Here is a 24,747-nt window from a genome sequence, read left to right as displayed (position 1 = left end):
ATGATGGATCGTCATGATGCACCGGAAATACCATGCAGAACAAACATGAAAATTAGCGATATCGACGCTTTTGCAGCGGTCGTTCGCTGCCAGACGCTGAGCCAGGCCGCGGCCGAGCTCGGCATGACGCAGCCCGCGATCACGCGGCGCGTGCAGAACCTCGAGGAAGCGCTCGGCGTGACGCTGCTCGACCGCAACACGAAACCGCCGCGCCCGACCGACATCGGCCGGCAGGTGTTCGACCAGTGCCGCGCGATCCTGCGCGAAGTCGACGCGCTGCGCGAGCTGACGGCCGCACGGCGGCCGCCCGCCGGCGAATTTCGCATCGGCATCACGCAGGGCCTCGGCGAGCGCATGCTGCCCGAACTGATCGCGCGGCTCGCGAGCCGATGGCCGGCGCTCGCGACGCAGGTCACGACCGCCTGGGGCGGCGTGCTCGTCGAGCGCATCGCGCGGCGCGAGCTCGACGCCGCGCTCGTGTTTCTCGCGCGCGAAATGGTGCTGCCGCCGGCAGTCGAAGGCGAACGACTGCTGGCGACGCGGCTCGTCGCTGTCGGCCGCAAGGGCGACTGGCCGCGCCGCAGCTATCGGCTCGCCGACTGCCATGCGCGCGGCTGGGTGCTCAATCCGGACGGTTGCGGCTTTCGCGCAGGCCTGCGCCGCGCACTCGACGCGCAAGGGCTGCCGATGCCGGTCGCGCTCGACGCGTACGGCCGCGACCTGCAGTTGCAGAGCGTCGCCAACGGCATCGGCATCGGTCTGATGCCGATGCCGCTCGTCGAATGCAGTCCGCTGCGCGATGCGCTCGAGATCGTGCCGCTCGCCGATTTCAAGCCGCAGATCGATCTGTGGCTGCTGCGCCGCCAGGATGCGGCGCGCTTCGCGGCACCGCTCGACGCGATCGCCGCGCAGGCGCGCGAAGCGTTCACGCCGAGCGCACAAGACGAAGCCGCGTAAGCGGCGGCCGGCGCACACGTCGTGCGTCGCGCGACGCTCTCCGGCGGTCGCTCGCCAACGCTCGCGCATTGCGTCGGCCCGATACTCGCGCGTGAGACGTCGTCTCGCCCGAGGCTCACGCATCGGAGCGGCCCGATGCCGATGCGCGAGGCGTTGTCCGGCCCTCGCCCGCGCCCTCGCCTGCCGTCCGCCGCGCCGCCGCGTCGAGCGCCGCGCGTCCGGCCGCGACCGCGATCGCGTCGTCCTGCGGCGTATGCACGCGGCTGCACAGCACGTCGCGATAGTGGCGTTCGAGCGGATTGCGGCGGCTCAGGCCGTGATTGCCGGACAGCTTCAGCGCCTGTTCGACCGCGCGGATCGCCTGCTCCGTCACCGTGCGCTTCACGAGTCCGCTCGTCGTCACGGCCGGCGCATTGCCCGCATCGGTACGCGCGACGTGATCGTCGAGCAGCACACGGTTCGCATGCAGCCAGCCCTCGATCTCGCCGACGGCCTCCTGCACGCGCGGCAGCGTCGCGAGCGGCGCGCCGACGCCGGTCGGCGTGCGCGTCGTCGCGAACGCGAGCAGCCAGTCGTGCGCGGCCCGCGCGACCGCGTCGTAGAGACTGCCGAGCAATGCGACCATCCACGCCTGCTGGTCGGTCTGCGCGTCGACGTCCGCATGACTGGCCGCCGACACCGACCACGCGTCGGGCGTACGCACGTCGACCGCATGATCGAGGGGCAGCCGCACGTCGTCGAACACGACCTCGTGGCTGCCGGACGCGCGCAGGCCGAGATGATCCCAGCTTTCGATCACGCGGATCCGTGCGTCGTCCACGTGAGGATCGCGCCCGACGAGGAACACGCCGACACGCGGCTGCGGTTCGTCGGTGCGCGCCCACACGGCCAGCCAGCGCAGCGCCGGAATGCCGGTGCTGTACAGCTTGTGACCGGACAGCCGCCAGCCGTCGCCGTCGCGACGCGCGATCGTGTCGGGCAGCCCGCCGCGCGACGGCGAACCGAGCGCCGGCTCGACGCGCAGCGCGTTGATCAGTGCGCCGTCGGCGACCGCGCTGTCGAACACCGCGCGCCGCACCTGCGCGGGCCAGCGGTTGTCGGGCCGGCCGAGCGCGCGGTGCTGCAGATATGTCATCGTCAGGACGAGCGCGGTGGCAGGGTCGGCGCGTGCGACGGCCGCGACGATCCGGCTCGCGCGCGCGAGCGTCGCGCCGGCGCCGCCAAACTCGCGCGGCACCACCTGCGCGATCAGCCCCGCGCGCTGCAGCCGCGCGAGATTCTCGTGCGGAAAACGGCCGTCGACATCGTTGCGCGCGGCATCGCCCGCGAGTTCGGGCACGAGACGGTCGAGCAGCGCGGCGAGGCGCGTCTCGTCGTCGGGCAGGCGGCGCAGCGACGACTCGCGCGACGGCAGCGAAGCGGCAAGGCTGACGGACATCGGTACGGGTTCTCTCGATAACGGGGAATTGGAGGATGCGGCGGCGTACGACGGCAATACCGGCGGCAGCGCCGCCCTCGATCGGACGCAGTGCCTGCGTGCGCGTCGCGGCCGACGCACGATCTTCATCGATTCACGGCCGCCGGGCACGAACGGCCCGTGTGCCGGTTCCGCGAGCGGTTCGATCTCGATCTCGGTCTCGACCGACATGACATCGCGAGCGCACAGCGTATGCGTAACGCCCTCGCACCCAAACCATGCAAATCTGATATTCAAATCGGGATTGATTATTTCCATTCCGCATGATGGCGGCGGTAATCTGCGCTCCATTCCCGCCCGGCGGCCGACGACGGCCGCGCGGGCCGTGTACCTCTCCCGGAGACCCAGATGAGCGTCGAATTCATCGGCATGATCCAGAGCCAGAAGCAGTCGGAAATCCATCCGCCGTCCGGCCGCGTCGTCGATCCCGACTATGTGCGCGAGTTCGCCCGCGCGCATGAAGCGGCCGGCTTCGACCGGATCCTCGTTCCGCATCATTCGACCGGCCCGTCGGCAACGCTGACGATCGCGTTCGCGGCCGCCGCGACCGAGCGCATCCATTTCATGCTCGCGCATCGCCCGGGCTTTACGGCCCCGACGCTCGCCGCGCGGCAAATCGCGACGCTCGACCAGTTCAGCGGCGGCCGGCTCGCGGTGCACGTGATCTCCGGCGGCTCCGACAGCGAACAGCAGCGCGACGGCGACTTTCTCGATCACGATGCGCGCTACGCCCGCACCGACGAATATCTCGGCATCCTGCGGCGCATCTGGACCGAGCCCCAGCCGTTCGATCACGCCGGCACGTACTACCGTTTCACGCAGGGCTTTTCCGAGGTGAAGCCGTTCCAGCAGCCGCATGTGCCGATCTATTTCGGCGGCGCATCGGACGCGGCGCTCGCGGTCGCCGGCAAGCATGCCGACGTCTATGCGCTGTGGGGCGAATCGCTCGACCAGGTGCGCGACCTGACGACGCGCGTGCGCGCGGAAGCCGCGAAGCACAGCCGACAGGTCCGGTTCTCGGTGTCGTTCCGCCCGATCCTCGCGGCGACCGAGGACGCCGCGTGGGCGCGCGCACACCGGATCCTCGACGAAGCGCGCCGGCTGCGCGAAGCGGCCGGCCTCGGCGCCGGCAGCCCGCAGCAGAGCGAAGGCGCGCGGCGCCTGCTCGCCGCCGCGGAACGCGGCTCGCGCGTCGACAAGCGGCTGTGGACCGAGATCGCGAAGCTCACCGGCGCGCGCTCGAATTCCACCGCGCTGGTCGGCACGCCCGAACAGGTCGCCGATGCGCTGCTCGACTATTACGACCTCGGCGTGACGACCTTCCTGATCCGCGGCTTCGATCCGCTCGAAGACGCGATCGACTACGGCCGCGAACTGATTCCGCGCGTGCGCAGCGCCGTCGCCGCACGCGACGCGTCGCGCCGCGCAGCCTGATTCCACGGGAGACGCCGACGATGTCCGCCGTCCTTTCCCCGCCCACGCGCACCGCGTCGGGCCTCGTGCTCGCCGATACGCCGCGCCAGCATTTCTGGTTCGATCCGTCCGCACCGCGCATCGACGTCGCGGCCGAGCGCCGTCACCGGCAGGAGCGGCTGGCGGCCGCGTTCCGCCTGTTCGCGCGCTTCGGCTTCGCGTCGGGGCTCGCGGGCCACATCACGGCACGCGATCCGGAGCTGCCCGATCACTTCTGGGTGAATCCGCTCGGCGTGCATTTCTCGCAGATCCGCGTGTCGGATCTGCTGCTCGTCAACGCGCGCGGCGAAACCGTGATCGGCACGCGGCCGCTCAACAAGGCCGCGTTCGCGATCCATGCCGCGATTCATGACGCGCATCCGCACGTCGTCGCCGCTGCGCATACGCATTCGACCTACGGCAAGGCATGGTCGACGCTCGGTCGTCCGCTCGATCCGCTCACGCAGGACGCCTGCGTGTTCTACGAAGACCATGCGCTGTTCGACGATTTCACGGGGATGGTGGTCGACACGAGCGAAGGTGCGCGCATCGCGCATGCGCTCGCGAAGCCCGACGGCGGCACGCACAAGGGCGTGATTCTGAAGAATCACGGCATCCTGACGGCCGGCCCGACGGTCGAGGCTGCCGCATGGTGGTACATCGCGCTCGACAACGCCGCGCATACGCAATTGCTCGCCGAAGCGGCCGGCACGCCGCAGCCGATCGATCACGCGACCGCGCGTCACACGCACGGGCAGATCGGCGGCCCCGACGGCGCGCTGCATGCGTTCGACAGCCTGTACGCGCGCGTCGTTGCCGACGAACCCGACCTGCTCGACTGAGCGCCGTTCCGCACGACCGGCCCCGGAGACCCACGATGACCGATACCCCCGTTCTCGCGCGTTCCGACGCGCACGACGCCACACGCCGCCGGCTGCTGCGCGCGGCCGGCGCCGCCGCGCTCGCCGCGCCGGCGATCACGCTCGGCCGCCGCGCGTGGTCGGCGCCGCCGCTGAAGAAGCTCACGTTCGCCTGGAACCAGAACGCGTTCTGCCTGACGCCGATCGTCGTCGCGCAGGAGCGCGGCTTCTTCGAACGCAACGGCCTGCAGGTCGAGCTCATCAACTACAGCGGCTCGACCGACCAGCTGCTCGAATCGATCGCGACCGGCAAGGCCGATGCGGCGGTCGGGATGATCCATCGCTGGCTGAAGCCGCTCGAAGCCGGCTTCGACGTGAAGATCATCGGCAGCTCGCACGGCGGCTGCGTGCGGCTCGTCGGCGCCAAAGCCGCCGGCGTGACGTCGCTGCAGGCGCTCAAGGGCAAGACGGTCGGCGTCAGCGATCTCGCCGCGCCCGGCAAGCACTTCTTCTCGATCCTGCTCGCGAAGAACGGCATCGATCCCGAACGCGACATCGCGTGGCGGCAGTATCCGGCCGACCTGCTCGGCGTCGCGGTCGACAAGGGCGAGATCCAGGCGATCGCCGACGGCGACCCGAACCTCTATCTGCTCGAGAAGCGCAGCCAGGGCGCCTATGCGGAGCTCGCGACGAACCTGTCCGGCGAATATGCGCGCAAGGTCTGCTGCGTGATCGGCGCGCGCGGCGATCTCGTGCGCAACGACCGCCCGGCGGCCGCCGCGCTCGCGCGCTCGATCGTGCAGGCGACCGAATACACGCACGACAATCCGAACGAAGCCGCCAAGGTATTCGCGAAGTATTCGCCGAAGATCAGTACGGAAGACCTGCGCAAGCTCTATGCGACGCTGACCTATACGCACCACCCGACCAACGTCGACCTGCAGCAGGAAATCGCGTTCTATGCGGACGATTTCCGTCGCATCAACGTGCTGAAAAAGAGCACGGATCCGCAGCGCTTCGCGCAGCAGGTCTATGCAAACGTGCTGGGGTGACGCGATGTCGACGATCGAATCCGCTTCCTCCGCACGCACTGCGCCGGCACCCGCCGGCGGCGCTGGCGCCGCAGCGTCGCGCGTCGCATGCAGCGCGTGCGACGCGGCATCCGCGGCCGACGCGCGGCGCACGCGCGTGTGGCCCGCCGGCATCGCGGCCGCGCTCGCATGGACGCTGCTCGCGGCCGTCACACAGCTGTGGCCGAACCGCGTCGTCGGCTTCACCGACTGGGCCTACACGGACACGTTCGCGATCGCCGCCGGCGCGTTCGCCGTGCTGCTGCTCGTCGCCGCGACGCTCGGGCCGCTCGTGCGGGCCGTACGCGCGCCGCTCGCGCGCGTGCACGGTGCGGGCCCCTGGCTCGTCGCGCTGCCGCTCGTGCTCGCCGCCTGGGAAATCGCGACCGCAAAGACCGGCTGGCTGCCTACGCCGTTCTTCGCGCCGCCGCAGGCGTTGATCGAGGTCTACGTCGACGATTGGCCGCGCCTCGCGGGCAGCGCCGTCAACACGCTGAAACTGCTCGCGCTCGGTTTCGCGTACGGCGTCGCCGTCGGCTTCGCGGTCGGCGTGTCGATCGGCTGGTCGCGCCGCATCGGCTACTGGGTGCATCCCGTGCTGCGCGTGCTCGGCCCCGTGCCGGCCACCGCGCTGCTGCCGCTGACGTTCTACTTCTTCCCGACCAGCTATTCGGCCGCCGCGTTCCTGATCGCGCTGGCCACCGGCTTTCCGGTCGCCGTGCTCACGTGGTCCGGCGTCGCGAGCGTGAACCGGCAGTACTACGACGTCGCGCGCACGTTCGGCGCGAGCGCGCGATTCCTCGTGCTGCGCGTCGCGATTCCGGCCGCGCTGCCGCACGTGTTCGTCGGCATCTTCATGGGACTCAGCGCGTCGTTCACGGTGCTCGTCGTCGCCGAAATGATGGGCGTGAAATCGGGGCTCGGCTGGTATCTGAGCTGGGCGCAGGGCTGGGCGTCGTACGTGAACATGTATGCGGCGCTGATCGTGATGGCGCTGCTGTTTTCCGGCCTGATCGCGTTGCTGTTCGCGCTGCGCGACCGCGTGCTCGCCTGGCAAAAGGGAACCGTCCAATGGTAAGCGCCGCCCCCACCATTACGCCCGCCGTTGCCGTGCCGCGCGGCGCGCGCATCGACATTCGTCGCGTGAGCCATGCATTCGACGGCCCCGACGGCTCGCTGCCGGTGCTCGACGACGTGTCGCTGTCGGTCGGCGCCGGCGAATTCGTCGCGCTGCTCGGGCCGAGCGGCTGTGGCAAGTCGACGCTGCTGCGGCTCGTCGCCGGCCTCGACGCCGCGCGCGCCGGCACGATCGCGCAGGACGGCGTGCCGATCGCGCGCCCCGACCCGTCGCGCATCGTCGTGTTCCAGGATCCGACGCTCTACCCGTGGCGCCGCGTCCGCGCCAACGTCGCGCTCGGCCTCGAAGCGCGCGGCATGGCGCGTACGGCGCAGTATCGTGTCGACGACGCGCTCGCGCGCGTCGGGCTGCAGGCGTTCTCGAACGCGTTTCCGCACCAGCTGTCCGGCGGGATGGCGCAGCGCGTCGCCCTCGCCCGCGCGCTCGTCAACGATCCGCGCCTGCTGATCCTCGACGAGCCGCTCGGCAAGCTCGATTCGCTGACGCGGCTGACGATGCAGGCCGAGCTGACCGCGCTGTGGCAACGCGACGGTTTCTCCGCGCTGCTCGTTACGCACGACGTCGAGGAAGCGCTGTTCCTCGCGCAGCGCGTGATCGTGTTCGGGCCGCGTCCCGCGCGCATCGTCGCCGAACTGCAGGTGGACCTGCCGTATCCGCGCCATCGCGGCGACCCACGCCTCGCAGCGCTGCGTCACGAAGCGCTGCGGCATCTCGGGCTTGATGCGAGCTGGTAGATGCGGGCTGTCGTTCGCCGGGTAGACAGCATCGGCCGTGCGCGGCAATCGGAGCGCCGATGACGGTGCCGCCGTTCGCCGACTGGGCGCTCGTGTTCCTGCAGTCGCTGTATCGCGCGCAGGTCGCGCTCGCGCGCGCGTTGCACGCGGTCGGCCTGACCGGCGACGCCGACGGACAGGCCGCGTGGCCGTGGGCACGGCGGATCGCGCTCGAGACGTTGCGCATCGATGCGGGACTCACGCGACAGCTGGCGCTCGCCTGTGCGGCGACGGCGCTCGCGGTGGCGCTCGGCTGCGTCGCGGTCGCTTCGCGCAGATGGCGCGTGACCGCAGCGATCGGCGCGCTCGCGCTCGCGTGGTGCACGCCGTGGCCGCCCGCGTCGCTGTGGCTTGCGCCGGCCGTGCCGACGAGTTTCCAGCGCAGCCCGGTGCCGTTTTCGGTCGCGACCGTGATGCACGGCGCAAATCTGTATGCGCGGCACTGTGCGGCCTGTCACGGCGCGGACGGCCGCGGCGAAGGGCCGCTCGCCGCGACGCTCGCGCATTGGCCGCCGACCTTCGCGGGCACGCTGCTCGCGCGGCGACTCGACGGCGAGCTGTATTGGCACGTGCGGCACGGCATGCGCGACGCGCACGATGCGCCGTCGATGCCCGGCTTCGCCGCGACGCTCGATGCCGCCGACACGTGGGCCGTGCTCGATTACCTGAAAGCGCTGTCGGCCGGCAGCAGCGCGCGGACGGCCGGCGCGTGGCCGGTGCCGGTCCCGCTGCCGGCACTCGACGTGCGCTGCGGCGAGGCGACGGCGCAGCCGCTCGCGCGCTGGCGCGAAGGACAGCGCGTACGCATCGTCGCGCTGCGGCCCGGCAGCGCGCCGCCGCCCGAAGACCCGCGCTGGCAGACGCTGCTCGTCACGACCGACGACGCGCCGATGCCGCCGTCGACGGCCGCGCGGGCCAACTGCGTCGCCGCGACGCCCGGCGCGTGGCGCACGTTCGCGACGATCGCCGGCGTGCCGGCCGATGCGCTCGGCGGCACGCAGCTGTTCGCGGACCGCCGCGGCTGGCTGCGGATGCGTGCGTTGCCGGGCAGCACGGGCTGGTCGACCGCCGATCTGCTCTGCGGCGCGGACGCCGGCGCAGGCCCGTCGCGCGCAACGGGCGCCGCCGATTCGCTGACCGCGCTGCTGCTGCGCATCGACGCCGAACCCGTACGCGACGTGCAGGCCGGCCTGCCGCATTGACTTCCCCGAACCCTCTCTCCGACGATCGCTCCTGACGATGAATCCGACCCGACGCCACTTCCTCGCGCACGCCGGTGCGCTCGCCACCGCCGCCACGCTGACCGTCGCGCCCGCCGCGCTGCGCGCGCAGGCCGGTGCACGACCGCTGCTGCGTGCCGGCGACCAGAAAGGCGGGCTGCGCGCGCTGCTCGAAGCGGCCGGCGAACTGCACGACCTCGCCTACGACATCGCGTGGACCGAATTTCCGGCGGCCGCGCCGCTCGCCGAAGCGCTGAATGCGGCGGCCGTCGATTGCGGGCCGATCGGCGACGCGCCGGTGATCTTCGCGCTCGCCTCGGGCGCACGCATCAAGGTGATCGGCGCGAACCGCTCGGATCCGTTCGGCACCGCGGTGCTCGTGCGGCCCGACGCGACGCTGAAACGGGCGGCCGATCTGAAAGGCAAGCAGATCGGCACCACGCGCGGATCGATCGGCCATTTCGTCACGCTGAAGGCGCTCGACGCGGCCGGCCTGCCGCCCGACGCCGTGTCGTTCCGCTTCCTGCCGCCGGCCGATACGATGCTCGCGCTCGCGACCGGCTCGATCGACGCGTGGGCGACCTGGGAGCCCTATACGGCGCTCGCCGAAACGAGCGGCCGCGCGCGCGTGCTCGTCAACGGCCGCGGCCTGTGGTCGGGGCTCAGCTACCTCGCCGCGACCGACGCCGCGATCGCATCGAAGCGCGACGTGCTGCGCGATTTCCTGCAACGCGTCGTGCGCGCGCAGCAATGGTCGTACCGGCATGTCGACACGTATTCCGCGACGCTCGCGCGGATCATCGGCATTCCGCCGGCAGCCGCGAAACTGCAGTTCCAGCGTCGCGCCACGCGCTGGCAGGCGATCGATGCAACGGTGATCGCCGAACAGCAGCGCACCGCGGATTTCTACCTCAAGTCCGGGCTGCTGCGCCAGCCGCTCGACGTGCGCACGACGTTCGATCTCGGCTTCCCGCTCGCGTGACCGCCCGCACGGACGGCCGTCGTGCGATCTGGCACAATCGCGACTCGACCGTTTCGTCCACCTCAGCCAGCGTCATGCCAGCCATCGCCGAACTCCACGTCTATCCGATCAAATCCTGCGGCGGTATCGCGCTGCCGCGTGCGCAACTGCTCGATACCGGCCTCGCGTACGACCGCCACTGGATGGTGACCGACGCGCACGGCCGAATGATCACGCAGCGCACGCATCCGCGCCTCGCGCTCGTGCAGCCCGCGTTCGACGGCGACACGCTCGTGCTGAACGCGCCCGGCATGCGCGAACTGCGCACGCCGCTCGACGGCGACGCGACGCCGGCCACGCCGACGATCGCCGCCACCGTGTGGCGCGACACCGTCGATGCGATCGATACCGGCACGGACACGTCGGCGTGGTTCAGCGAATGGCTCGGCGAACCCGCGAAACTCGTGCGCTTCGCGCGCGACGCGCGGCGCGCGTGCAGCGCCAAATGGACAGGCGACGTCGACGCGCATACGCAGTTCGCCGACGGCTATCCGCTGCTTGTGATCGGGCAGGCGTCGCTCGACGATCTGAATGCGCGACTCGCCGCAAAGGGCGCGCCCGCGATTCCGATGAACCGCTTCCGGCCGAACCTCGTCGTGTCCGACCTCGAGGCGTATGAAGAGGATTTCGTCGAGCACCTCGATGCCGACGGCGCGACGCGCGTGCGGCTGCGTCTCGTGAAGCTCTGCACGCGCTGCCCGATGCCGACGATCGACCAGCGCACCGGCGCGCCCGATCCGGCATGGCCGCACGAACCGACCGATACGCTGCAGACCTATCGCGCGAATCCGAACTACGACGGTGCGCTGACGTTCGGCATCAACGCGATCGTCGTCGAAGGCGCTGGTGCGTGGCTCGAGGTCGGCCAGCCGCTCGATGCGGAGATCGGCTTCGGCGATTAATTTAGTCGCGCTCAGCGCACGCGCGACGCCTCGTCGTCCACTGCCGGCAAACTCACCGTGACGATCAACCCGCCGCCCGCCGCACCGGCCAGCGCCACGCTGCCTCGATGCACGCGCGCGATCTCGCGCACGATCGACAACCCGAGCCCCGTGCCTTCCACCGTCTGCGTCGTGCTGCCGCGATGGAAGCGCTCGAACACGGCATCGCGCTCGTCTTCGGGAATACCGGGCCCATTGTCGATCACGTCGAGCCGCGCGCACTCGCCCTCGCGCGACACGCGCACCGTGATCACCGCGCGGTCGCCCGCATAGCGGATCGCGTTGTCGATCAGGTTGCCGATCATCTCGCCGAGCAGATCGGGCTGGCCGAGCACCGTGACGTCCGCATCGTGCTCGAAGCCGAGATCGATGTCGCGTGCGCGCGCGACCGGCGACCAGTCGAGCGTCACGCTGCGCGCGAGCCGATGCAGCGCGACCGTCTTGTGCGCGACCGCATGGCCGCTGTCCGAATCGAGCCGCGACAACGACAGCAGTTGCTGGACGATCTTCGCGGCCTGCCGCACCGCGCCGTTCACGCGACGCAGATGCACGTTCACGCGCGGCTGCTCGTCGGGGCGCAGCGCCAGTTCGACGCCGGCCTGCACGGCCGCGAGCGGCGTCTTCAGTTGATGCGCGGCGTCCGCGAAGAAGCGCCGCCGCGCGACCTGCATCCGCTGCGTGCGACCGATGTACTGATTGATCGACTCGACGAGCGGCGCGAGTTCGCTCGGCATCCCGCCCGTATCGAGCGGCGTCGGGTCGTCCTCGCTGCGCGCGGCGACCGTCGCCGAGAGCCGATTCAGCGGCCGCAGCCCGCGCCCGACGCCGAGCCATACGATGCCGAGCGCGAGCACGACGAGCAGCCCTTCCTGCAGCAGCGAGCCGACGAGAATCTGCCGCGCCAGCGCCTGGCGCGCCTCGATCGTCTCGCCGACCATCACCCAGACGATGCGCGTCTGTGCGGTCGGCACGTCGTGCACCGGCACGCGCAGCGCGGCCATGCGCAGCTGCTCGCCGCGATAGACGACGTCGTAGTAGTGCGTGACGAACAGGGTGCGATCGCCGGCCGCGTCGTCGCCGGGCGGCAGCGGCAGGTCGGGATAGCCGGTGATCGTGCGGCCGTTGTCCTCGCGGATCAGGTAGTAGATCTTGCCTCCGTCGCCGGATTCGAACATCTCGAGCGCGAGATACGGCAGGTCGACTTCGATGTCGCCATCGTTGAGCCGTACGCCTTCGCGGATCGACTTCAGCGACGAGGACAGCGTGCGATCGAACGCGACGTGTGCGGCGCTCATCGCGCGCTGGTATGTGAGCCAGGAATCGAAGGCGAGCAGGCCGAGCAGCGGCAGCAGCAACCACAGCGCGACCTGGGCCCGCAGGTTCGGCTGCTTCACGCGTCGGCCTTCGCTTCGAGCAGATAGCCGAGCCCGCGCAGCGTGACGATCGCGACGCCGCTGTTCTCTAGCTTCTTGCGCAGCCGGTACACGTAGATCTCGATCGCGTCGGCGTTGACGGATTCGTCGAGGCCGAAGATCTTTTCCGACAGCGTTTCCTTGTTGATCGCGCGGCCGTTGCGCAGGATCAGCACCTCGAGCACCGAGCGCTCGCGCGGCGTGAGCGGCAGCGGCTCGTCGGCGAGCCGGAAGCTGCGATCGACGCTGTCGTAGGCGAGCGGCCCGCATTCGACGCGCGAATGCTCGTGGCCGAGGCTGCGCCGGATCAGCGCGCGGGCGCGCGCCTCGAGCTCGGTCAACTCGAACGGCTTCGCGAGATAGTCGTCGGCGCCGAGGTCGAGACCCTTCACGCGATCCTCGACCGATCCGTGCGCCGTAAGGATCAGCACCGGCACCGGATTGCGGCGTGCACGCAGCCGCCGCAGCACCTCGAGCCCGTCGAGCTTCGGCAGCCCGAGATCGAGGATCACCAGCGCGTAGTCCTGTGTGCGCAGCACGTGGTCCGCCGCCTCGCCGTCCGCCATGTGGTCGACCGCGAACCGCGCGGCACTCAGCGCGTCGTTCAGCGACTGCGCAAGGAGGGGATTGTCTTCGACGAGCAGCACACGCATGGCGATTCCGGTCAGGCAAACGTCAGGCCGCTACATTACATGATCCTTTCCGCACCGACGCCTCGCACAAACCCCGGTTGCGCGGTCGCATGCAGCGCAGCCGATCGCCGGCGAGTCACGCACGAAACGGCGCTCGCGAAGCAGATCGAAGCATGTCCGCGGCAGGCCATCGCCTCGATCGCTTGCAAGGACTGCGCTTCGGCGCCGACGACTACATCACGAAGCCGTTCGACCGGGCCGACGTCGTGGCGCGCATCCGCACGATTCTGCGCGGGCTGGACGCGGATGCCGACGCGCTGGAGCGCACCGTCGACAGTCATATCGGCCGGCTGCGCAGGAGGCTCCAATGCGCGGGCGCTTCGGCCATGCCGGAAGTCATGTGCGGCGGCGGCTATCGATTGCGCGGCGTCGGTAACGGCTCGCGGCGACGCGTTGGCCGCGCGTCGCGCGCGTTGGCGGCTTTCGCGCCGATGCTCGCCGTGCCGTCGCCGTGCGCATGGCACGCGCCCCCTTGCCCTGCCCGCCATCCCTGCCGCGAGCCGCGACAAACTGCGGCCTCGCCGCATCGACCTCGGGAAATCCATGACGCGGACGACACAATCGTCAACGGAAATGAAAGCAGGCTGAAAGTGCATCGCACTTAACATCCGCGTCACTCGAACGACACAACAGAAAACGTAACTGGAGGAAGACATGCCGTTTGCACCGAAGCATCTCGCCGCCGCGCTGGCGATCGTCACGGGCGCGGCCGCCGGCACGGCAGCCGCGCAGGTCCCGGCCGGGTATCCGGGCAACTACCAAGGCGTGATCGACGCCGCGAAGCAGGAAGGCAAGCTGATCGTCTACTCGACGACCGACACGGGCCTCGTGCGGCCGCTGATCAAGGACTTCGAAAGCCTGTACGGCGTCAAGGTCGAGTACAACGACATGAACAGCACCGAGCTGTACAACCGCTATATCAGCGAGAACGCGGCGAGCAGCACGAGCGCCGACGTACTGTGGAGCTCGGCGATGGACCTGCAGGTGAAGCTCGTCAACGACGGCCTGATGGCGTCGTACGACTCGCCGGAAAGTGCGCACGTACCGTCGTGGGCGCAATACCAGAAGCAGGCGTACGGCACGACGTTCGAGCCGCTTGCGATCGTCTACAACAAGCGGCTCATCCCCGAAAACGAAGTGCCGAAGACGCGCACCGACCTGATCAAGCTCCTTGCGTCGCAGCCCGACAGGTTCAAGGGCAAGCTGACGACGTACGACGTAGAGAAGTCCGGCGTCGGCTTCAACGCACTGACGCAGGACGCGCACCTGAACGAGAAGGTCACGTGGGAGCTCGTGAAGGCAATCGGCGCGACCGGCCCGAAGCTGCAGTCGAGCACGGGCGCGATGATGGAGCGGATCTCGTCGGGCGAGAACCTGATCGGCTACAACATCATCGGCTCCTACGCGTACGCGAAGGCGAAGAAGGACAAGTCGATCGGCTACGTGTTTCCGAAGGACTATACGCAGGTCGTGAGCCGTCTCGCGACGATCTCGAAGAAGGCGAAGAATCCGAACGCCGCGAAGCTGTGGGTCGACTATCTGCTGTCGAAGCGCGGCCAGACGCTGATCGCGAACCAGGCGAACCTGTACGCGATCCGCACGGACGTGACCGGCGAAACGTCGGCCGCGAGCCTCACGAAGGAACTCGGCGATTCGCTGAAGCCGATCCCGATCGGCACGGGCCTGCTCGTCTATCTCGACCAGTCGAAGCGGCTCGCCTTCCTGAAGCAATGGCAGCAGGCGATCAAGCGCTGATCCGCTGACGGCCGCCCGCGCGACGCCGCGCGGGCCGCACCCTTCCCCTTTCCGATTTTCCTTGCGGCGGCCATTCCGATGGCCGCAGGGGCGAACTCATGCTTTCAACCAGCACACGCGGAGCGGCCGCCGCCGTTCCGCCTCACGCCGGCAACGGCGACGCGATTCCCGCGCTGCCCGCACGCAGCCTGCAGCCGCTCGCCGGCATGCTGCGCTGGATCGTCGTCGCGGTGCTGACCGTCGCGGTCGCGCTGCCGCTCGGCTTCATCCTGTTCCAGAGCCTGCTGTCCGCGCCGTTCTTCGACGCCAGCAAGACGCTCGGCATCGAAGGCTTCCGTTTCATCTTCCGCGACCCCGACTTCTGGTCGGCCGTGAAGAACTCGTTCATCATCGCCGGCGGGATGCTGTTCATCTCGATCCCGCTCGGCGGCATCCTCGCATTCCTGATGGTGCGCACCGACCTGCCCGGCCGCCGCTGGCTCGAACCGCTGCTGCTCACGCCCGTGTTCGTGTCGCCGATGGTGCTCGCGTTCGGCTACGTGGTCGCGGCCGGCCCGGTCGGCTTCTACTCGGTGTGGTTCAAGGAACTGTTCGGCGCGCAGAGCGTGCCGTGGAACGTCTATTCGATCTTCGCGATCACGGTAATCGTCGGCCTCACGCACGTGCCGCACGTGTACCTGTACTCGTCGGCCGCGCTGCGCAACCTCGGCTCGGACGTCGAGGAAGCGGCGCGCGTGACGGGCGCGCGGCCGTTCCGCGTCGCGCTCGACGTGAGCCTGCCGATGACGATGCCCGCGCTGCTGTTCGCCGGCGTGCTCGTGTTCTTCCTCGGCTTCGAGGTGTTCGGGCTGCCGCTCGTGCTCGGCGATCCGGAAGGCCATCTCGTACTCGCCACCTATCTGTACAAGCTGACCAACAAGCTCGGCGTGCCGTCGTATCACCTGATGGCCGCGGTCGCGGTGTGCATCGTCGCGATCACGTTTCCGCTCGTGCTGCTGCAGCGCCGCCTGCTGAAGACGGCCAACCGCTTCGTCACCGTGAAGGGCAAGGCCGGCCGTTCGACCGTGCTGCCGCTCGGCGTGTGGCGCTGGGTCGCGCTCGCGATCGTCGCGCTGTGGCTCGCGCTGACCGTGATCGTGCCGATCTCCGGGATCGTGCTGCGCGCGTTCGTCACCAACTGGGGCGAAGGCGTCGCGCTCGGCGAAGTGCTGACACTCGCGAACTTCACCGAGCTGTTCGAACAGGACAACCTCGTGCGCGCGATCGTCAACACGCTCGGCATCGGCGTGATCGGCGGCGCCCTCGCGGTCGGCTTCTACTCGCTGGTCGCGTTCGCGGGCCATCGCCGCCACGACTGGGCGACGAAGCTGCTCGACTACGTCGTGCTGCTGCCGCGCGCGGTGCCGGGCCTGCTCGCCGGTCTCGCGTTCCTCTGGATTTTCCTGTTCGTGCCCGGGCTGCGCGAGCTGAAGAACTCGATGTGGAGCATCTGGATCGCGTATACGGTCGTGTGGCTCGCGTACGGGATGCGGCTGATCCAGAGCGCGCTGCTGCAGGTCGGCCCCGAGCTCGAGGAAGCCGGACGCAGCGTCGGCGCGACGCGCAGCCGCGTGTCGCTCGACGTGACGCTGCCGCTCGTGCGCTTCGGGCTGCTCGCCGCGTGGCTGCTGATCTTCATGATCTTCGAGCGCGAATACTCGACCGCCGTCTATCTGCTGTCGCCCGGCACCGAAGTGATCGGCGCGCTGCTCGTGTCGCTGTGGGCGACCGGCGCGGTCGATCAGGTCGCCGCGCTCTCTGTCATCAACATTGCGATGGTCGGCGTCGGTCTCGGCGTGGCCCTGCGTTTCGGAGTGAAACTTCATGGATAAGCTCATCGTCGACGATCTGCATCTCAGCTACGGCGCCAATCCGATCCTGAAAGGCGTGTCGTTCGAACTGAAGGCCGGCGAAGTCGTGTGTCTGCTCGGCGCGTCGGGCAGCGGCAAGACGACGCTGCTGCGCGCGGTGGCCGGCCTCGAACAGCCGTCCGACGGCCGCATCCAGCTCGACGATCGCGTGTTCTTCGACGGCGCGCAGCGCGTCGATCTGCCCGTCGAGCAGCGCTCGCTCGGCCTCGTGTTCCAGTCATATGCGCTGTGGCCGCATCGCACCGTCGCCGACAACGTCGGCTACGGCCTGAAGCTGCGCCGCGTCGCCGCGGCCGAACAGAAACGCCGCGTGCAGAACGCGCTCGAGCAGCTCGGCCTCGCGCACCTCGCGGAACGCTTTCCGCATCAGCTGTCGGGCGGCCAGCAGCAGCGCGTGGCGATCGCGCGCGCACTCGTCTACAACCCGCCCGTGATCCTGCTCGACGAGCCGCTCTCGAACCTCGACGCGAAGCTGCGCGAGGAAGCGCGCGCGTGGCTGCGCGAGCTGATCGTGTCGCTCGGGCTGTCCGCGCTCTGCGTGACGCACGACCAGACCGAGGCGATGGCGATGTCAGACCGCATCCTGCTGCTGCGCAACGGCCGCATCGAGCAGGAAGGCACGCCAGCCGAGCTGTACGGCGCGCCGCGCTCGCTGTATACGGCCGAGTTCATGGGCAGCAACAACCGGATCGACGCGCGTGTCGCGGCCGTCGACGGCGACTGCGTGACGCTCGCCGGCGACGGCTGGGAGCTGCGCGCGCTCGCGCGCGACACGCTCGCGCCGGGCCAGGATGCGCAGGCCGTGATCCGCCTCGAACGCGTGCAGGTCGCCGACGGCCCCGGCGCCAACCGGCTGCAGGCCGACCTCGTCACGTCGATGTATCTCGGCGATCGCTGGGAATACCTGTTCCATTGCGGCGACATGCGGCTGCGCGCGTTCGGCCACGCGCCGCGTGCGGCGGGCAAGCACTGGATCGAGTTTCCGGCCAACGACTGCTGGGCGTTCGCGAAAGCGGGCTGAACCGGGCGGCGTGTGCGTGGCGCACGTATGCACGCCGCACGTCTGCACGCCGCCCCCCATCGCACCACGCGCTTGTGCACATTTGCGCGCGGACGGCCGGCGGCGTCCGCCGCGGTCGGCTGCGCGCCGCATCCGTTTCACCTCAACCACAAGAACCAAGGAGACACCGTCAATGAAGTCACGTTCCCTTCGCGCCGCCGTCCTGACCGGCTCGGCCGCCGTCGCCGGTCTCGCGGCCGGCGCCGCGCACGCGCAATCGTCGGTCACGCTGTACGGGATCATGGATGCCGGCATCGAGTACACGAACCACGCGGCGCCAGAAGGCGGCAGCTCCGTCAAGCTGAAGTCGGGCAACAAGAACACGTCGCGCTGGGGTTTGCGCGGCGTCGAGGATCTCGGCGGCGGCCTGAAGGCCGTATTCCGGCTCGAAAGCGGCATCGATCTCGCGAACGGCGCACTCGACGACGGCCCCGACTCGATCTTCGCGCGCCGTGCGACGGTCGGCCTGAAAGGCAAATGGGGCGAGTTGACGCTCGGCCGCAACTACACCGTCACCTACGACTACCTGCTGCCGTTCGACCCGATGGGTTATGCGCAGAACTACTCGTGGGCGAGCGCGTCGATGGCGACCGGCGGCCGCAAGGACGGCATGTTCACGCGCTCGTCGAACGCGGTGCGCTACGACGGCGAGTTCAGCGGCTTCAAGTTCGGCGCGCTGTACGGCTTCGGCAACGTGCCGGGCAGCGTGAAGACCAGCTCGAAATACGACGTCGCGCTCGGCTACGAGAGCGGACCGTTCGCGGCCGTGGTCACGTTCGACCGGCAAAACGGCGCGGCCGACAGCGTGACGCCCGCCGACACGGTCAACTACATCCAGGGGATCCACGCGGGCCTCAGCTACGACTTCGGCAACCTGAAGACGATGGCCGGTTATCGCAACTATCGGCGCACGTTTCACACGAGTGCCGCGAACCAGTTGAGCGATACGTACTGGCTCGGCGGATCGTACCAGTTCACGCCGACGTTCTCGCTGATCGCAGCCGTCTATCACCAGGACATCAAGGGCGGCACCGACGCCGATCCGACGCTCGTGTCGATGCGCGCCAATTACGCGCTGTCGAAGCGTACGATGCTGTATCTGTCGGGCGCGTTCGCGATCGCGAAGCACGACCAGAAGCTCGGCGTGTCGCGCGATTTCGCCGGGTATGGAACGACGCAGGTGGGCGTGACGGCGGGGATTCAGCAGCGGTTTTGACGCCTCGCTCGACGACGCGGGCGACGGCACGCACGTCGCCCGTGCCTCCATGCGATGCGGTCACTTGCGCTCGCGCGCCGCCGTGCGCTGCCCTTCCGCGCTCGCAAGAAGTCACTCACGCAGGAGCGCCGCCTACTACGGCAACATGGCTTTGAGTCGATCAAAGCCGGTGGGCGGCAACGGGATCTCGCCATCATGGTCGACGGCGGTATCGAAGATCAGCGATTCCTTGGTCCATATCAAGCGAACGGCATCCGGGTACGCGTACGTGCGCTCGGCAAGCAATCGCATATCGGAGGTCCGATAGAGCCGCAAAAGGATTCGCTCCCCTCCGAGGTACGCATATCGCGCGGTGTAGCGTCCCCCGTCGCCCCGGGAAGGTTCGGTGACGAACTGCGTCGCGCGTGCGCGTAATCGAGCGTCCTTGTAGTAGACGCCGGCGCAGAACAGCAAGATGACAATTGCCAGAGCGGAACCGAGCGCTTTCATTCCCGACTTCATTCGTTCGAGGCGTCCCTCATGGCGCGAGAAGCTGTATAGGACGACGATCAACAGACCTACCGTGATTCCGAGCAGCACGACGGCCGCGAGTGCGATCATGCCGGCCGCTTGCACACCTATCGCCAATCCGTTCATTCGAAATGCACCGTTATGGTTTATTCAACATGATCGGCCTATAGTCGGAAAATATGATGAAGTCGCCGCCTTGACGGTGCGTGGCTTGCAATTCGCGGAACGAGCGATTCCGGACAGGATAGTAGACTTTCCCTGGCTCATAGAGATTAGCGATCGTACTGCCTACTACTATCGGAAAGTCGAACCACGGCTGATCCGCGAGATTTGCTGCAACGTAGCTCGGTACGATCGCCACACCGTTTTTGCTCCAGTGGCCCAAGTACTGCGACCGCGAATCCGCGGCCCCTTCAAAGGAATAACCGTCCCGGACATATACGACAATGTGCGTGACCGTCGCTTTTCTGTTACCGACGTCGAAAGTAACGCCCGCTACCGCAGCATAGAAGTTGAACGCCCCCAACGCGCCCGTCAGATCGTCAGGGACACCAGCATCGGGTAGACGTCTCGCGGCCTGCAAAGCCTTCTGTTCAAAGGAACTCTCTACCGCCGCTCGCTGGAACTGGAATTCCCTGTGTAGCTTGCGGATATCGTAGTCGCTGACCGTCCAAGGCGATACGTCTCCGCGACTACGGTAACGACCAAGGATATCCTTAAGGGTTTCATACGCACGCAAGCCATATATATCGAAATTTACGAGACGATCGTATTGCTTCTTTGCGCGCGCATGCCTGAGAACCCAGTCCATTTTTATGGTGGTCCGATCGATCATCGATTCAGAATAGAGTTCACCTTTTTGATTGATCTCGTTACGCTGATCCTCCAACGTAACCGAATAGTTAAGTTCCCCGGAAAACCATCGTTCCATCAACCTTGCAGAAATCGGCATATGCTCTTTGCGCATAGCATCAGGAATCTGCTGAATGTCAAAAGGCGGCACTTCTTTTTTATTTCCTTCCGCCTTCGGTTGGTCGGGTGGGACAGGCGTATCCAGCCACTTTCGGAAGCGTGAAAATGCATTCGCAATCCTTTCGATGTCGTCCACCATCTTGTCGAGCGAGTCGCGCTTACCGGCCGGGACAACGGGTGCCGATTGCTTGACGGGCAACTCTTTCCACGGGGGAGCCATTGCCATTGACAGACCGACATCGCACACCGGGATTCCTCCGTCCTGCCCCTCGCAGAGTTTCCATTTTCAAACGAGCTTGTTGATCTTTAAATATGGGATCCTATCAATATCGCGTTTCATATATTTATTCGCTCTGTAGAATCCGAAACCTTAGAACGTCTTACCGAACCTTGCAATGTCGCGCAACCGCCATTTATCAGGAATGGGCAACACGATCGAGTCCCGCACGAGGGTCTTTTCGGCTCTGCATAGAGGTATCGCGCATACGCTCGCCCTTTTCGCGAGGAAACGCATTTCCTGAAACATCCGGTGGAGAAGCGGACGGCTCAATGTAATGCGCACGAGCATTGTCGACAACTGCAAACAGCGAGTTCGTCATACGGTGCCTGTCCAACGCGTTTGCAATCGCGAAGCACGACCAGAAGGTCGGCGTGTCGCGCGATTTCGCCGGGTATGGCACGACACAGGTGGGCGTGACGGCGGGGATTCAGCAGCGGTTTTGACGCCTCGCTGGACGACGCGGGCGACGGCACGCATGTCGCCCACGGCGCCGCACGGCGGTCAGCGTTCCGCTCCCATCGTGAACACCGTACGAACGGCACTGCTCGTATCGTTCCAGTGTGCGCCGACCGCCGACAGCGGCACCACGCGTGTGTCGAGCGTCAGTCGTGCGCGTGCGGCGGCGTCGAACACGCCGCGCGCGACCGCGATCAACCGCGGCAGCGGCACGCTGCCGAGCCCGCTGCCCATCAGTTCGATCGCCGCGGCGCGCAGCACGGCGCCCGGCAGCGACACGTCGCCGCCGCCCATCGAGCCGATCTGCACAAAGCGCAGCGTGCGGCCCGCCGGCATGTTTTGCGCGGCGCTCACCAGCAGCGTGCGCGCGGTCTCGCCCCAGAGATAGTCGAGCACGACGTCGACGTCCGCACGCCAGTGGGGCTCGAGCGCACGCGCGAGCGCGGCCGCGTCCTGCTGCAGCGGCACGACGGCATCCGCACCGGCGTCCAGCAACGCATCGAGCGCGGCCGTGTTGCGTCCCGTCGCGATCACCGTCGCGGCGCCGAGGTGCTTTGCGACCCGCACCGCGAGCCGGCCCGACGTGCCCGTCGCGCCGTTGACGAGCACCGTCTCGCCAACCGTCATGCGCGCGCGTTCGGTCAGCGCGGCCCACGACGACATCGCCGGATTCGCGATCGCGGCGGCCGTGACGTCGTCGAGATCGTCCGGCAGCGGCACCCACTGCGTATCGGGCACGATCGTGCGCTCGGCCATCGCGCCGAACGGCGCCGCGGCGCTGAAGAAGTAGACGCGCTGCCCGTCGTCGAGCCGCCCGACGCCGTCGACGCCGACGACGAACGGATAGCGCCCGTCGAACGAGTAGTGCGCGCCGGACGCGCGCCCCTGCGCCAGCCGGCTCACCGCCGACGCCGTCACGTCGATCAGCCGGTGAGCCGGCTGCGCGTGCGGCGCGTCGAATTCCATAAAGACCGGCCCTTCGCCCGGACCCTTCACGACTGCTGCCTTCATGTCGACTCCTCGAATGTGCTGATGTGAATACCGGGCTGGCCGCACGCGTACGCCTGATGTCGCGCTGCGGCGCAACCCTCAATGCACGTCAAGCCACGCGCGCAGCGCGCGATCGCGCACGTCGAGCACATCGAACAGCCCGAGCGCGCGCAGCGCCGGCAACGCGTCGAGCACGTCGGCTTCTGCTCGGGCGCGCTCGGCCGTCGACGCATGCGGGTCGGTCAGCACGCGCGCGTTGATCAGAAACGCACCGACGGTGCCCTTGCGGATCGTCGTGTCGCCGGCATCGAGCCGGTCCTGATCGTCGGGAAGCAATTGTTCGGCTCGCATCGTCCGGCTCCATGTCTGTGATTGAAGCGCCCAATTTACGCGTGCGGCCGCTGCCGATCTCCGGTATAAAAGCCATTCGATACGGAGATTCGGCCATGTCCGCCCCCCTTCTTCCCGCGCGGCTCGTGCTCGGCGACGATGGTCCGTTCGTCGCCGCGGCCGTGCTCACGCAGCGCGATGCGCGTACGACCGCGCCGCATGCGCATGCGCGTGGGCAGCTCGTCGGCGCCCTGAGCGGACTGCTGTCGATCGGGCTCGACGATCAGGACTGGGTCGTACCGGCGATCCATGCGATCTGGATTCCGCCGCACTGCCGGCACGGGCTGCAGTCGTTCGGACCGTTTTCGGGATGGTCGGTGTTCGTGGCCGAGGCGCGCTGCGGCGCCTTGCCGTCGGAACCGCGCGCGATCCGCACGACGCCGTTGCTGCGCGAAGCCGTGCGGCGCGCCGCGACTTGGGATGGATCGGCGCTCGACGCCGCGCAGGCGCGGATCGCCGAGGTGATCGTCGACGAGATCGCCGCGGCGGACGCGCAGTCGCTCGGGCTCGTGCGGCCGCGCGACCCACGGCTCGTGCGAATCACCGATGCGCTCGCGGCCGATCTGGCCGACAACCGCCGCCTCGAAGACTGGGCGCGCTGGGCCGGGCTCGGCGCGCGCACGCTGAGCCGGCGCTTCGTCGCGGAGACGGGGCTGACGTTCGCGCAGTGGCGTCAGCAGGCGCGGCTGATGCGCGCGCTCGAGAAAGTGGCCGACGGTGTGCCGGTCACGACGATCGCGCTCGATCTCGGCTACGAGAACGTGAGCGCGTTCATCGACATGTTTCGGCGTGCGCTCGGGACGACGCCGGGGAAGTATGGGGAGCTGACGCGACTTGAAGCCAGCAAGGAGCGAACTTCGTCATGATTCACATGCAGCGCCGGTGCCGATCGGCTAGACGGCGCCGAATGTAACGCGCACGGCATTGTTGAAAACTGCAAGCAGCGAATTCGTCGTTCGCCACCCGTGCGCCGCGTTCGTGATCGCGAAGCATACCGGTGACGGCAATCGCAGAACACGACGCCGGCCGGAACGTATGGACGTTAGATGGCGAAAGCATCGACGCGCGGTCACATGACATTACTGAATCCGCGCACCGCACAACACCCGTTCAAAGAAGTGCTCGATAGGCGTCGAGCGACTGACACGTCTGCACCATGCCTTGTCGTCGCAAGATCTCGAGGTACCGGTCTGCAGTCAACGGTGGTTGTTTAAGCGCCTCTCGCTGTCGTCGCGCGGCCGCAACGACCACCGCGGGTTCGAGGTCGAAAAGATCATCGACGAACTCGTCTGGATGCTGGGCCTCGATGCCGTACGGCAACAACGCCTCTTCCGGAAAGTCCTTTCGATTGAACGTCACGATCACGCTGGCGTTGCAACGGATTGCAGCGGCAAGCACGTGACGATCGTCGGCATCCGGGAGAACAAGCCCGGCAATCAACGATTCATAACCGGTCACGACGGCATCCGGTATCGCTCGATCCATCAAACTTGAGGTTCGATCAAGCTGTTCCGCTGTCAAATCCGGACGGTTGTCCAACAGATTGCGCTTCCACTCGTCGGTAATATGTGCGCTCCACCGCGCCCGGAAACATCCACTCAACGCCAGCCGCATCAGGAAATCGCGAAGCGGCGCGGGATAAAGCACACAGGCATCGTAGATCGCCGTAAATGGCGAATGCGTCATTCGTAGCCCATCCGCAGATCCTGTGCCTGCTTGCTCAGTTCTTCCATTGCGTCAGCACTCTCTTGGTCGCGCTCAGCCTTGTAGCGCATCAGATCCGAAAACCGCACGCGCCGATGCTTGCCCGTCCGGTGATAGGGCAATGCATTCGACTCAAGCAGCTTGATCAGATGCGGGCGGGAGACATTGAGCAGATCTGCCGCTTCCTGCGTCGTCAATTCCGCATGAACCGGCACAACCTTGACAGCGTTGCCATCCGCCAATTCCGCGAGAATATCCACCAGCAGACGAAGTGCGGACGTCGGCAGCTCGACCTGATGGGCTCGGTTCTCGTCATCAAAAATCTGAATGCGCTGCGTATCGGTCCGTGTTGCGAGATAAGCCGCCAGCATGCGTTGCCCCTCGACGGCCGCCTGCATCTCGCGCTCGACGGGCAAGATCATGTCGGGTGTCGTGGCGTGATGCATTGCGTTCTCCAATCGGAATTTCAGGATTTCAGCAGTCTATTCGAA

23 protein-coding genes and 2 pseudogenes are annotated in these 24,747 nt (G+C 67.7%); 16 read left to right on the top strand and 9 right to left on the bottom strand.

Annotation, left to right across the window (positions count from 1 at the left end; translation table 11 throughout):
- The first annotated feature begins 45 nt into the window (after positions 1 to 45).
- Positions 46 to 957: a LysR family transcriptional regulator gene (locus NP80_RS07795; RefSeq protein WP_006409147.1), complete on the top strand. Its 912-nt coding sequence runs from the start codon at positions 46 to 48 to the stop codon at positions 955 to 957.
- A gap of 115 nt (positions 958 to 1,072) precedes the next feature.
- Here NP80_RS07795 and NP80_RS07790 read toward each other — a convergent pair whose 3' ends face one another.
- A complete protein-coding gene (locus tag NP80_RS07790; protein WP_045593328.1) occupies positions 1,073 to 2,395 on the bottom strand; it encodes an acyl-CoA dehydrogenase family protein in 1,323 nt (440 codons plus the stop codon).
- A 387-nt stretch (positions 2,396 to 2,782) separates the two neighbouring features.
- On the opposite strand from NP80_RS07790, the gene NP80_RS07785 reads away from it, so the two are divergent.
- The 8 genes from NP80_RS07785 (at position 2,783) to NP80_RS07750 (ending at position 10,870) form a co-directional block, all read left to right on the top strand.
- Complete coding sequence (locus NP80_RS07785; RefSeq protein ID WP_006412102.1) at positions 2,783 to 3,868, top strand: LLM class flavin-dependent oxidoreductase; 1,086 nt, start codon at positions 2,783 to 2,785, stop codon at positions 3,866 to 3,868.
- A 20-nt stretch (positions 3,869 to 3,888) separates the two neighbouring features.
- Positions 3,889 to 4,728, top strand: coding sequence for a class II aldolase/adducin family protein (locus tag NP80_RS07780; protein ID WP_045593324.1), 840 nt, complete (start codon positions 3,889 to 3,891; stop codon positions 4,726 to 4,728).
- A 35-nt stretch (positions 4,729 to 4,763) separates the two neighbouring features.
- On the top strand, positions 4,764 to 5,798 hold the full coding sequence (locus tag NP80_RS07775) for an ABC transporter substrate-binding protein (protein ID WP_006403657.1): 1,035 nt from the start codon (positions 4,764 to 4,766) through the stop codon (positions 5,796 to 5,798).
- Between the two features lie 4 nt (positions 5,799 to 5,802).
- Complete coding sequence (locus NP80_RS07770) at positions 5,803 to 6,894, top strand: ABC transporter permease (protein WP_045593540.1); 1,092 nt, start codon at positions 5,803 to 5,805, stop codon at positions 6,892 to 6,894.
- Positions 6,888 to 7,688, top strand: a complete 801-nt coding sequence (locus NP80_RS07765) for an ABC transporter ATP-binding protein (RefSeq protein WP_006408741.1) — start codon at positions 6,888 to 6,890, stop codon at positions 7,686 to 7,688. The genes NP80_RS07770 and NP80_RS07765 overlap by 7 nt, the downstream gene beginning before the upstream one ends.
- Positions 7,689 to 7,747: 59 nt before the next feature.
- Positions 7,748 to 8,929: a c-type cytochrome gene (locus tag NP80_RS07760; protein WP_045593321.1), complete on the top strand. Its 1,182-nt coding sequence runs from the start codon at positions 7,748 to 7,750 to the stop codon at positions 8,927 to 8,929.
- Positions 8,930 to 8,966: 37 nt separating this feature from the next.
- On the top strand, positions 8,967 to 9,929 hold the full coding sequence (locus tag NP80_RS07755) for an ABC transporter substrate-binding protein (protein WP_006403661.1): 963 nt from the start codon (positions 8,967 to 8,969) through the stop codon (positions 9,927 to 9,929).
- A gap of 74 nt (positions 9,930 to 10,003) precedes the next feature.
- Complete coding sequence (locus NP80_RS07750) at positions 10,004 to 10,870, top strand: MOSC domain-containing protein (RefSeq protein ID WP_006409453.1); 867 nt, start codon at positions 10,004 to 10,006, stop codon at positions 10,868 to 10,870.
- A gap of 11 nt (positions 10,871 to 10,881) precedes the next feature.
- Here NP80_RS07750 and NP80_RS07745 read toward each other — a convergent pair whose 3' ends face one another.
- The gene (locus NP80_RS07745; protein ID WP_006409443.1) at positions 10,882 to 12,303 is read right to left on the bottom strand and encodes a sensor histidine kinase; all 1,422 of its coding nucleotides are present in this window, start codon (positions 12,301 to 12,303) and stop codon (positions 10,882 to 10,884) included.
- Positions 12,300 to 12,974, bottom strand: a complete 675-nt coding sequence (locus NP80_RS07740) for a response regulator (RefSeq protein WP_006403664.1) — start codon at positions 12,972 to 12,974, stop codon at positions 12,300 to 12,302. Before NP80_RS07740 ends, NP80_RS07745 begins: the two co-directional genes overlap by 4 nt.
- Before the next feature lie 152 nt (positions 12,975 to 13,126).
- Here NP80_RS07740 and NP80_RS31885 point away from each other — a divergent pair.
- From NP80_RS31885 to NP80_RS07715, 5 genes and pseudogenes are all read left to right on the top strand, one after another.
- Positions 13,127 to 13,384: pseudogene (locus tag NP80_RS31885) on the top strand (response regulator); the annotation flags it as partial.
- Positions 13,385 to 13,667: 283 nt separating this feature from the next.
- Positions 13,668 to 14,768, top strand: a complete 1,101-nt coding sequence (locus NP80_RS07730; RefSeq protein ID WP_006403667.1) for an ABC transporter substrate-binding protein — start codon at positions 13,668 to 13,670, stop codon at positions 14,766 to 14,768.
- A gap of 98 nt (positions 14,769 to 14,866) precedes the next feature.
- On the top strand, positions 14,867 to 16,639 hold the full coding sequence (locus NP80_RS07725; RefSeq protein ID WP_006409438.1) for an ABC transporter permease: 1,773 nt from the start codon (positions 14,867 to 14,869) through the stop codon (positions 16,637 to 16,639).
- A complete protein-coding gene (locus NP80_RS07720; RefSeq protein WP_006409454.1) occupies positions 16,632 to 17,699 on the top strand; it encodes an ABC transporter ATP-binding protein in 1,068 nt (355 codons plus the stop codon). Before NP80_RS07725 ends, NP80_RS07720 begins: the two co-directional genes overlap by 8 nt.
- 172 nt (positions 17,700 to 17,871) lie before the next feature.
- Positions 17,872 to 18,954, top strand: coding sequence for a porin (locus tag NP80_RS07715; RefSeq protein WP_006409451.1), 1,083 nt, complete (start codon positions 17,872 to 17,874; stop codon positions 18,952 to 18,954).
- Between the two features lie 135 nt (positions 18,955 to 19,089).
- On the opposite strand, the gene NP80_RS07710 is transcribed toward NP80_RS07715, so the two are convergent.
- Entirely contained in the window at positions 19,090 to 19,590 is a 501-nt protein-coding gene (locus NP80_RS07710; protein ID WP_226823143.1) for a hypothetical protein, read from the bottom strand.
- Positions 19,591 to 19,603: 13 nt separating this feature from the next.
- Positions 19,604 to 20,662 (bottom strand): DUF6402 family protein, encoded by a 1,059-nt coding sequence (locus tag NP80_RS07705; protein ID WP_226823145.1) that lies wholly within the window; start codon positions 20,660 to 20,662, stop codon positions 19,604 to 19,606.
- A gap of 386 nt (positions 20,663 to 21,048) precedes the next feature.
- On the opposite strand from NP80_RS07705, the pseudogene NP80_RS07695 reads away from it, so the two are divergent.
- A pseudogene (locus NP80_RS07695) lies at positions 21,049 to 21,159 on the top strand (porin); the annotation flags it as partial.
- A gap of 58 nt (positions 21,160 to 21,217) precedes the next feature.
- On the opposite strand, the gene NP80_RS07690 reads toward NP80_RS07695, so the two are convergent.
- Both NP80_RS07690 and NP80_RS07685 read right to left on the bottom strand, forming a co-directional pair.
- A complete protein-coding gene (locus NP80_RS07690; RefSeq protein ID WP_006409441.1) occupies positions 21,218 to 22,183 on the bottom strand; it encodes a quinone oxidoreductase family protein in 966 nt (321 codons plus the stop codon).
- A gap of 78 nt (positions 22,184 to 22,261) precedes the next feature.
- On the bottom strand, positions 22,262 to 22,513 hold the full coding sequence (locus tag NP80_RS07685) for a hypothetical protein (RefSeq protein ID WP_006409444.1): 252 nt from the start codon (positions 22,511 to 22,513) through the stop codon (positions 22,262 to 22,264).
- Between the two features lie 95 nt (positions 22,514 to 22,608).
- On the opposite strand from NP80_RS07685, the gene NP80_RS07680 reads away from it, so the two are divergent.
- Positions 22,609 to 23,418: an AraC family transcriptional regulator gene (locus tag NP80_RS07680; protein WP_006409450.1), complete on the top strand. Its 810-nt coding sequence runs from the start codon at positions 22,609 to 22,611 to the stop codon at positions 23,416 to 23,418.
- A gap of 244 nt (positions 23,419 to 23,662) precedes the next feature.
- Here the strand turns inward: NP80_RS07680 and NP80_RS07675 are convergent, their stop codons facing one another.
- Both NP80_RS07675 and NP80_RS07670 read right to left on the bottom strand, forming a co-directional pair.
- The gene (locus NP80_RS07675) at positions 23,663 to 24,238 is read right to left on the bottom strand and encodes a PIN domain-containing protein (protein WP_045593318.1); all 576 of its coding nucleotides are present in this window, start codon (positions 24,236 to 24,238) and stop codon (positions 23,663 to 23,665) included.
- Positions 24,235 to 24,702 carry a helix-turn-helix domain-containing protein gene (locus NP80_RS07670; protein WP_035946227.1) on the bottom strand — a complete coding sequence of 156 codons (468 nt, stop codon included), beginning with the start codon at positions 24,700 to 24,702 and terminating at the stop codon, positions 24,235 to 24,237. The genes NP80_RS07675 and NP80_RS07670 overlap by 4 nt, the downstream gene beginning before the upstream one ends.
- Positions 24,703 to 24,747 lie beyond the last annotated feature (45 nt).

This window comes from Burkholderia multivorans ATCC BAA-247, from assembly GCF_000959525.1.
Taxonomy (GTDB): Bacteria; Pseudomonadota; Gammaproteobacteria; order Burkholderiales; family Burkholderiaceae; genus Burkholderia; species Burkholderia multivorans.
The sequence above is the reverse complement of the archived record's forward strand: the minus strand, read 5'-3'. Positions and strand labels throughout refer to the sequence as shown.

Bases quoted from the DNA above. Each gene is read 5' to 3' on its own strand.
- NP80_RS07740 (WP_006403664.1), bottom strand. From the start codon at position 12,974: ATGCGTGTGCTGCTCGTCGAAGACAATCCCCTCCTTGCGCAGTCGCTG.
- NP80_RS07710 (WP_226823143.1), bottom strand. From the start codon at position 19,590: ATGAACGGATTGGCGATAGGTGTGCAAGCGGCCGGCATGATCGCACTC.
- NP80_RS07775 (WP_006403657.1), top strand. From the start codon at position 4,764: ATGACCGATACCCCCGTTCTCGCGCGTTCCGACGCGCACGACGCCACA.
- NP80_RS07720 (WP_006409454.1), top strand. From the start codon at position 16,632: ATGGATAAGCTCATCGTCGACGATCTGCATCTCAGCTACGGCGCCAAT.
- NP80_RS07785 (WP_006412102.1), top strand. From the start codon at position 2,783: ATGAGCGTCGAATTCATCGGCATGATCCAGAGCCAGAAGCAGTCGGAA.
- NP80_RS07730 (WP_006403667.1), top strand. From the start codon at position 13,668: ATGCCGTTTGCACCGAAGCATCTCGCCGCCGCGCTGGCGATCGTCACG.
- NP80_RS07670 (WP_035946227.1), bottom strand. From the start codon at position 24,702: ATGCATCACGCCACGACACCCGACATGATCTTGCCCGTCGAGCGCGAG.
- NP80_RS07725 (WP_006409438.1), top strand. From the start codon at position 14,867: ATGCTTTCAACCAGCACACGCGGAGCGGCCGCCGCCGTTCCGCCTCAC.
- NP80_RS07750 (WP_006409453.1), top strand. From the start codon at position 10,004: ATGCCAGCCATCGCCGAACTCCACGTCTATCCGATCAAATCCTGCGGC.
- NP80_RS07690 (WP_006409441.1), bottom strand. From the start codon at position 22,183: ATGAAGGCAGCAGTCGTGAAGGGTCCGGGCGAAGGGCCGGTCTTTATG.
- NP80_RS07715 (WP_006409451.1), top strand. From the start codon at position 17,872: ATGAAGTCACGTTCCCTTCGCGCCGCCGTCCTGACCGGCTCGGCCGCC.
- NP80_RS07765 (WP_006408741.1), top strand. From the start codon at position 6,888: ATGGTAAGCGCCGCCCCCACCATTACGCCCGCCGTTGCCGTGCCGCGC.
- NP80_RS07705 (WP_226823145.1), bottom strand. From the start codon at position 20,662: ATGGCAATGGCTCCCCCGTGGAAAGAGTTGCCCGTCAAGCAATCGGCA.
- NP80_RS07780 (WP_045593324.1), top strand. From the start codon at position 3,889: ATGTCCGCCGTCCTTTCCCCGCCCACGCGCACCGCGTCGGGCCTCGTG.
- NP80_RS07760 (WP_045593321.1), top strand. From the start codon at position 7,748: ATGACGGTGCCGCCGTTCGCCGACTGGGCGCTCGTGTTCCTGCAGTCG.
- NP80_RS07770 (WP_045593540.1), top strand. From the start codon at position 5,803: ATGTCGACGATCGAATCCGCTTCCTCCGCACGCACTGCGCCGGCACCC.
- NP80_RS07755 (WP_006403661.1), top strand. From the start codon at position 8,967: ATGAATCCGACCCGACGCCACTTCCTCGCGCACGCCGGTGCGCTCGCC.
- NP80_RS07675 (WP_045593318.1), bottom strand. From the start codon at position 24,238: ATGACGCATTCGCCATTTACGGCGATCTACGATGCCTGTGTGCTTTAT.
- NP80_RS07795 (WP_006409147.1), top strand. From the start codon at position 46: ATGAAAATTAGCGATATCGACGCTTTTGCAGCGGTCGTTCGCTGCCAG.
- NP80_RS07685 (WP_006409444.1), bottom strand. From the start codon at position 22,513: ATGCGAGCCGAACAATTGCTTCCCGACGATCAGGACCGGCTCGATGCC.
- NP80_RS07790 (WP_045593328.1), bottom strand. From the start codon at position 2,395: ATGTCCGTCAGCCTTGCCGCTTCGCTGCCGTCGCGCGAGTCGTCGCTG.
- NP80_RS07680 (WP_006409450.1), top strand. From the start codon at position 22,609: ATGTCCGCCCCCCTTCTTCCCGCGCGGCTCGTGCTCGGCGACGATGGT.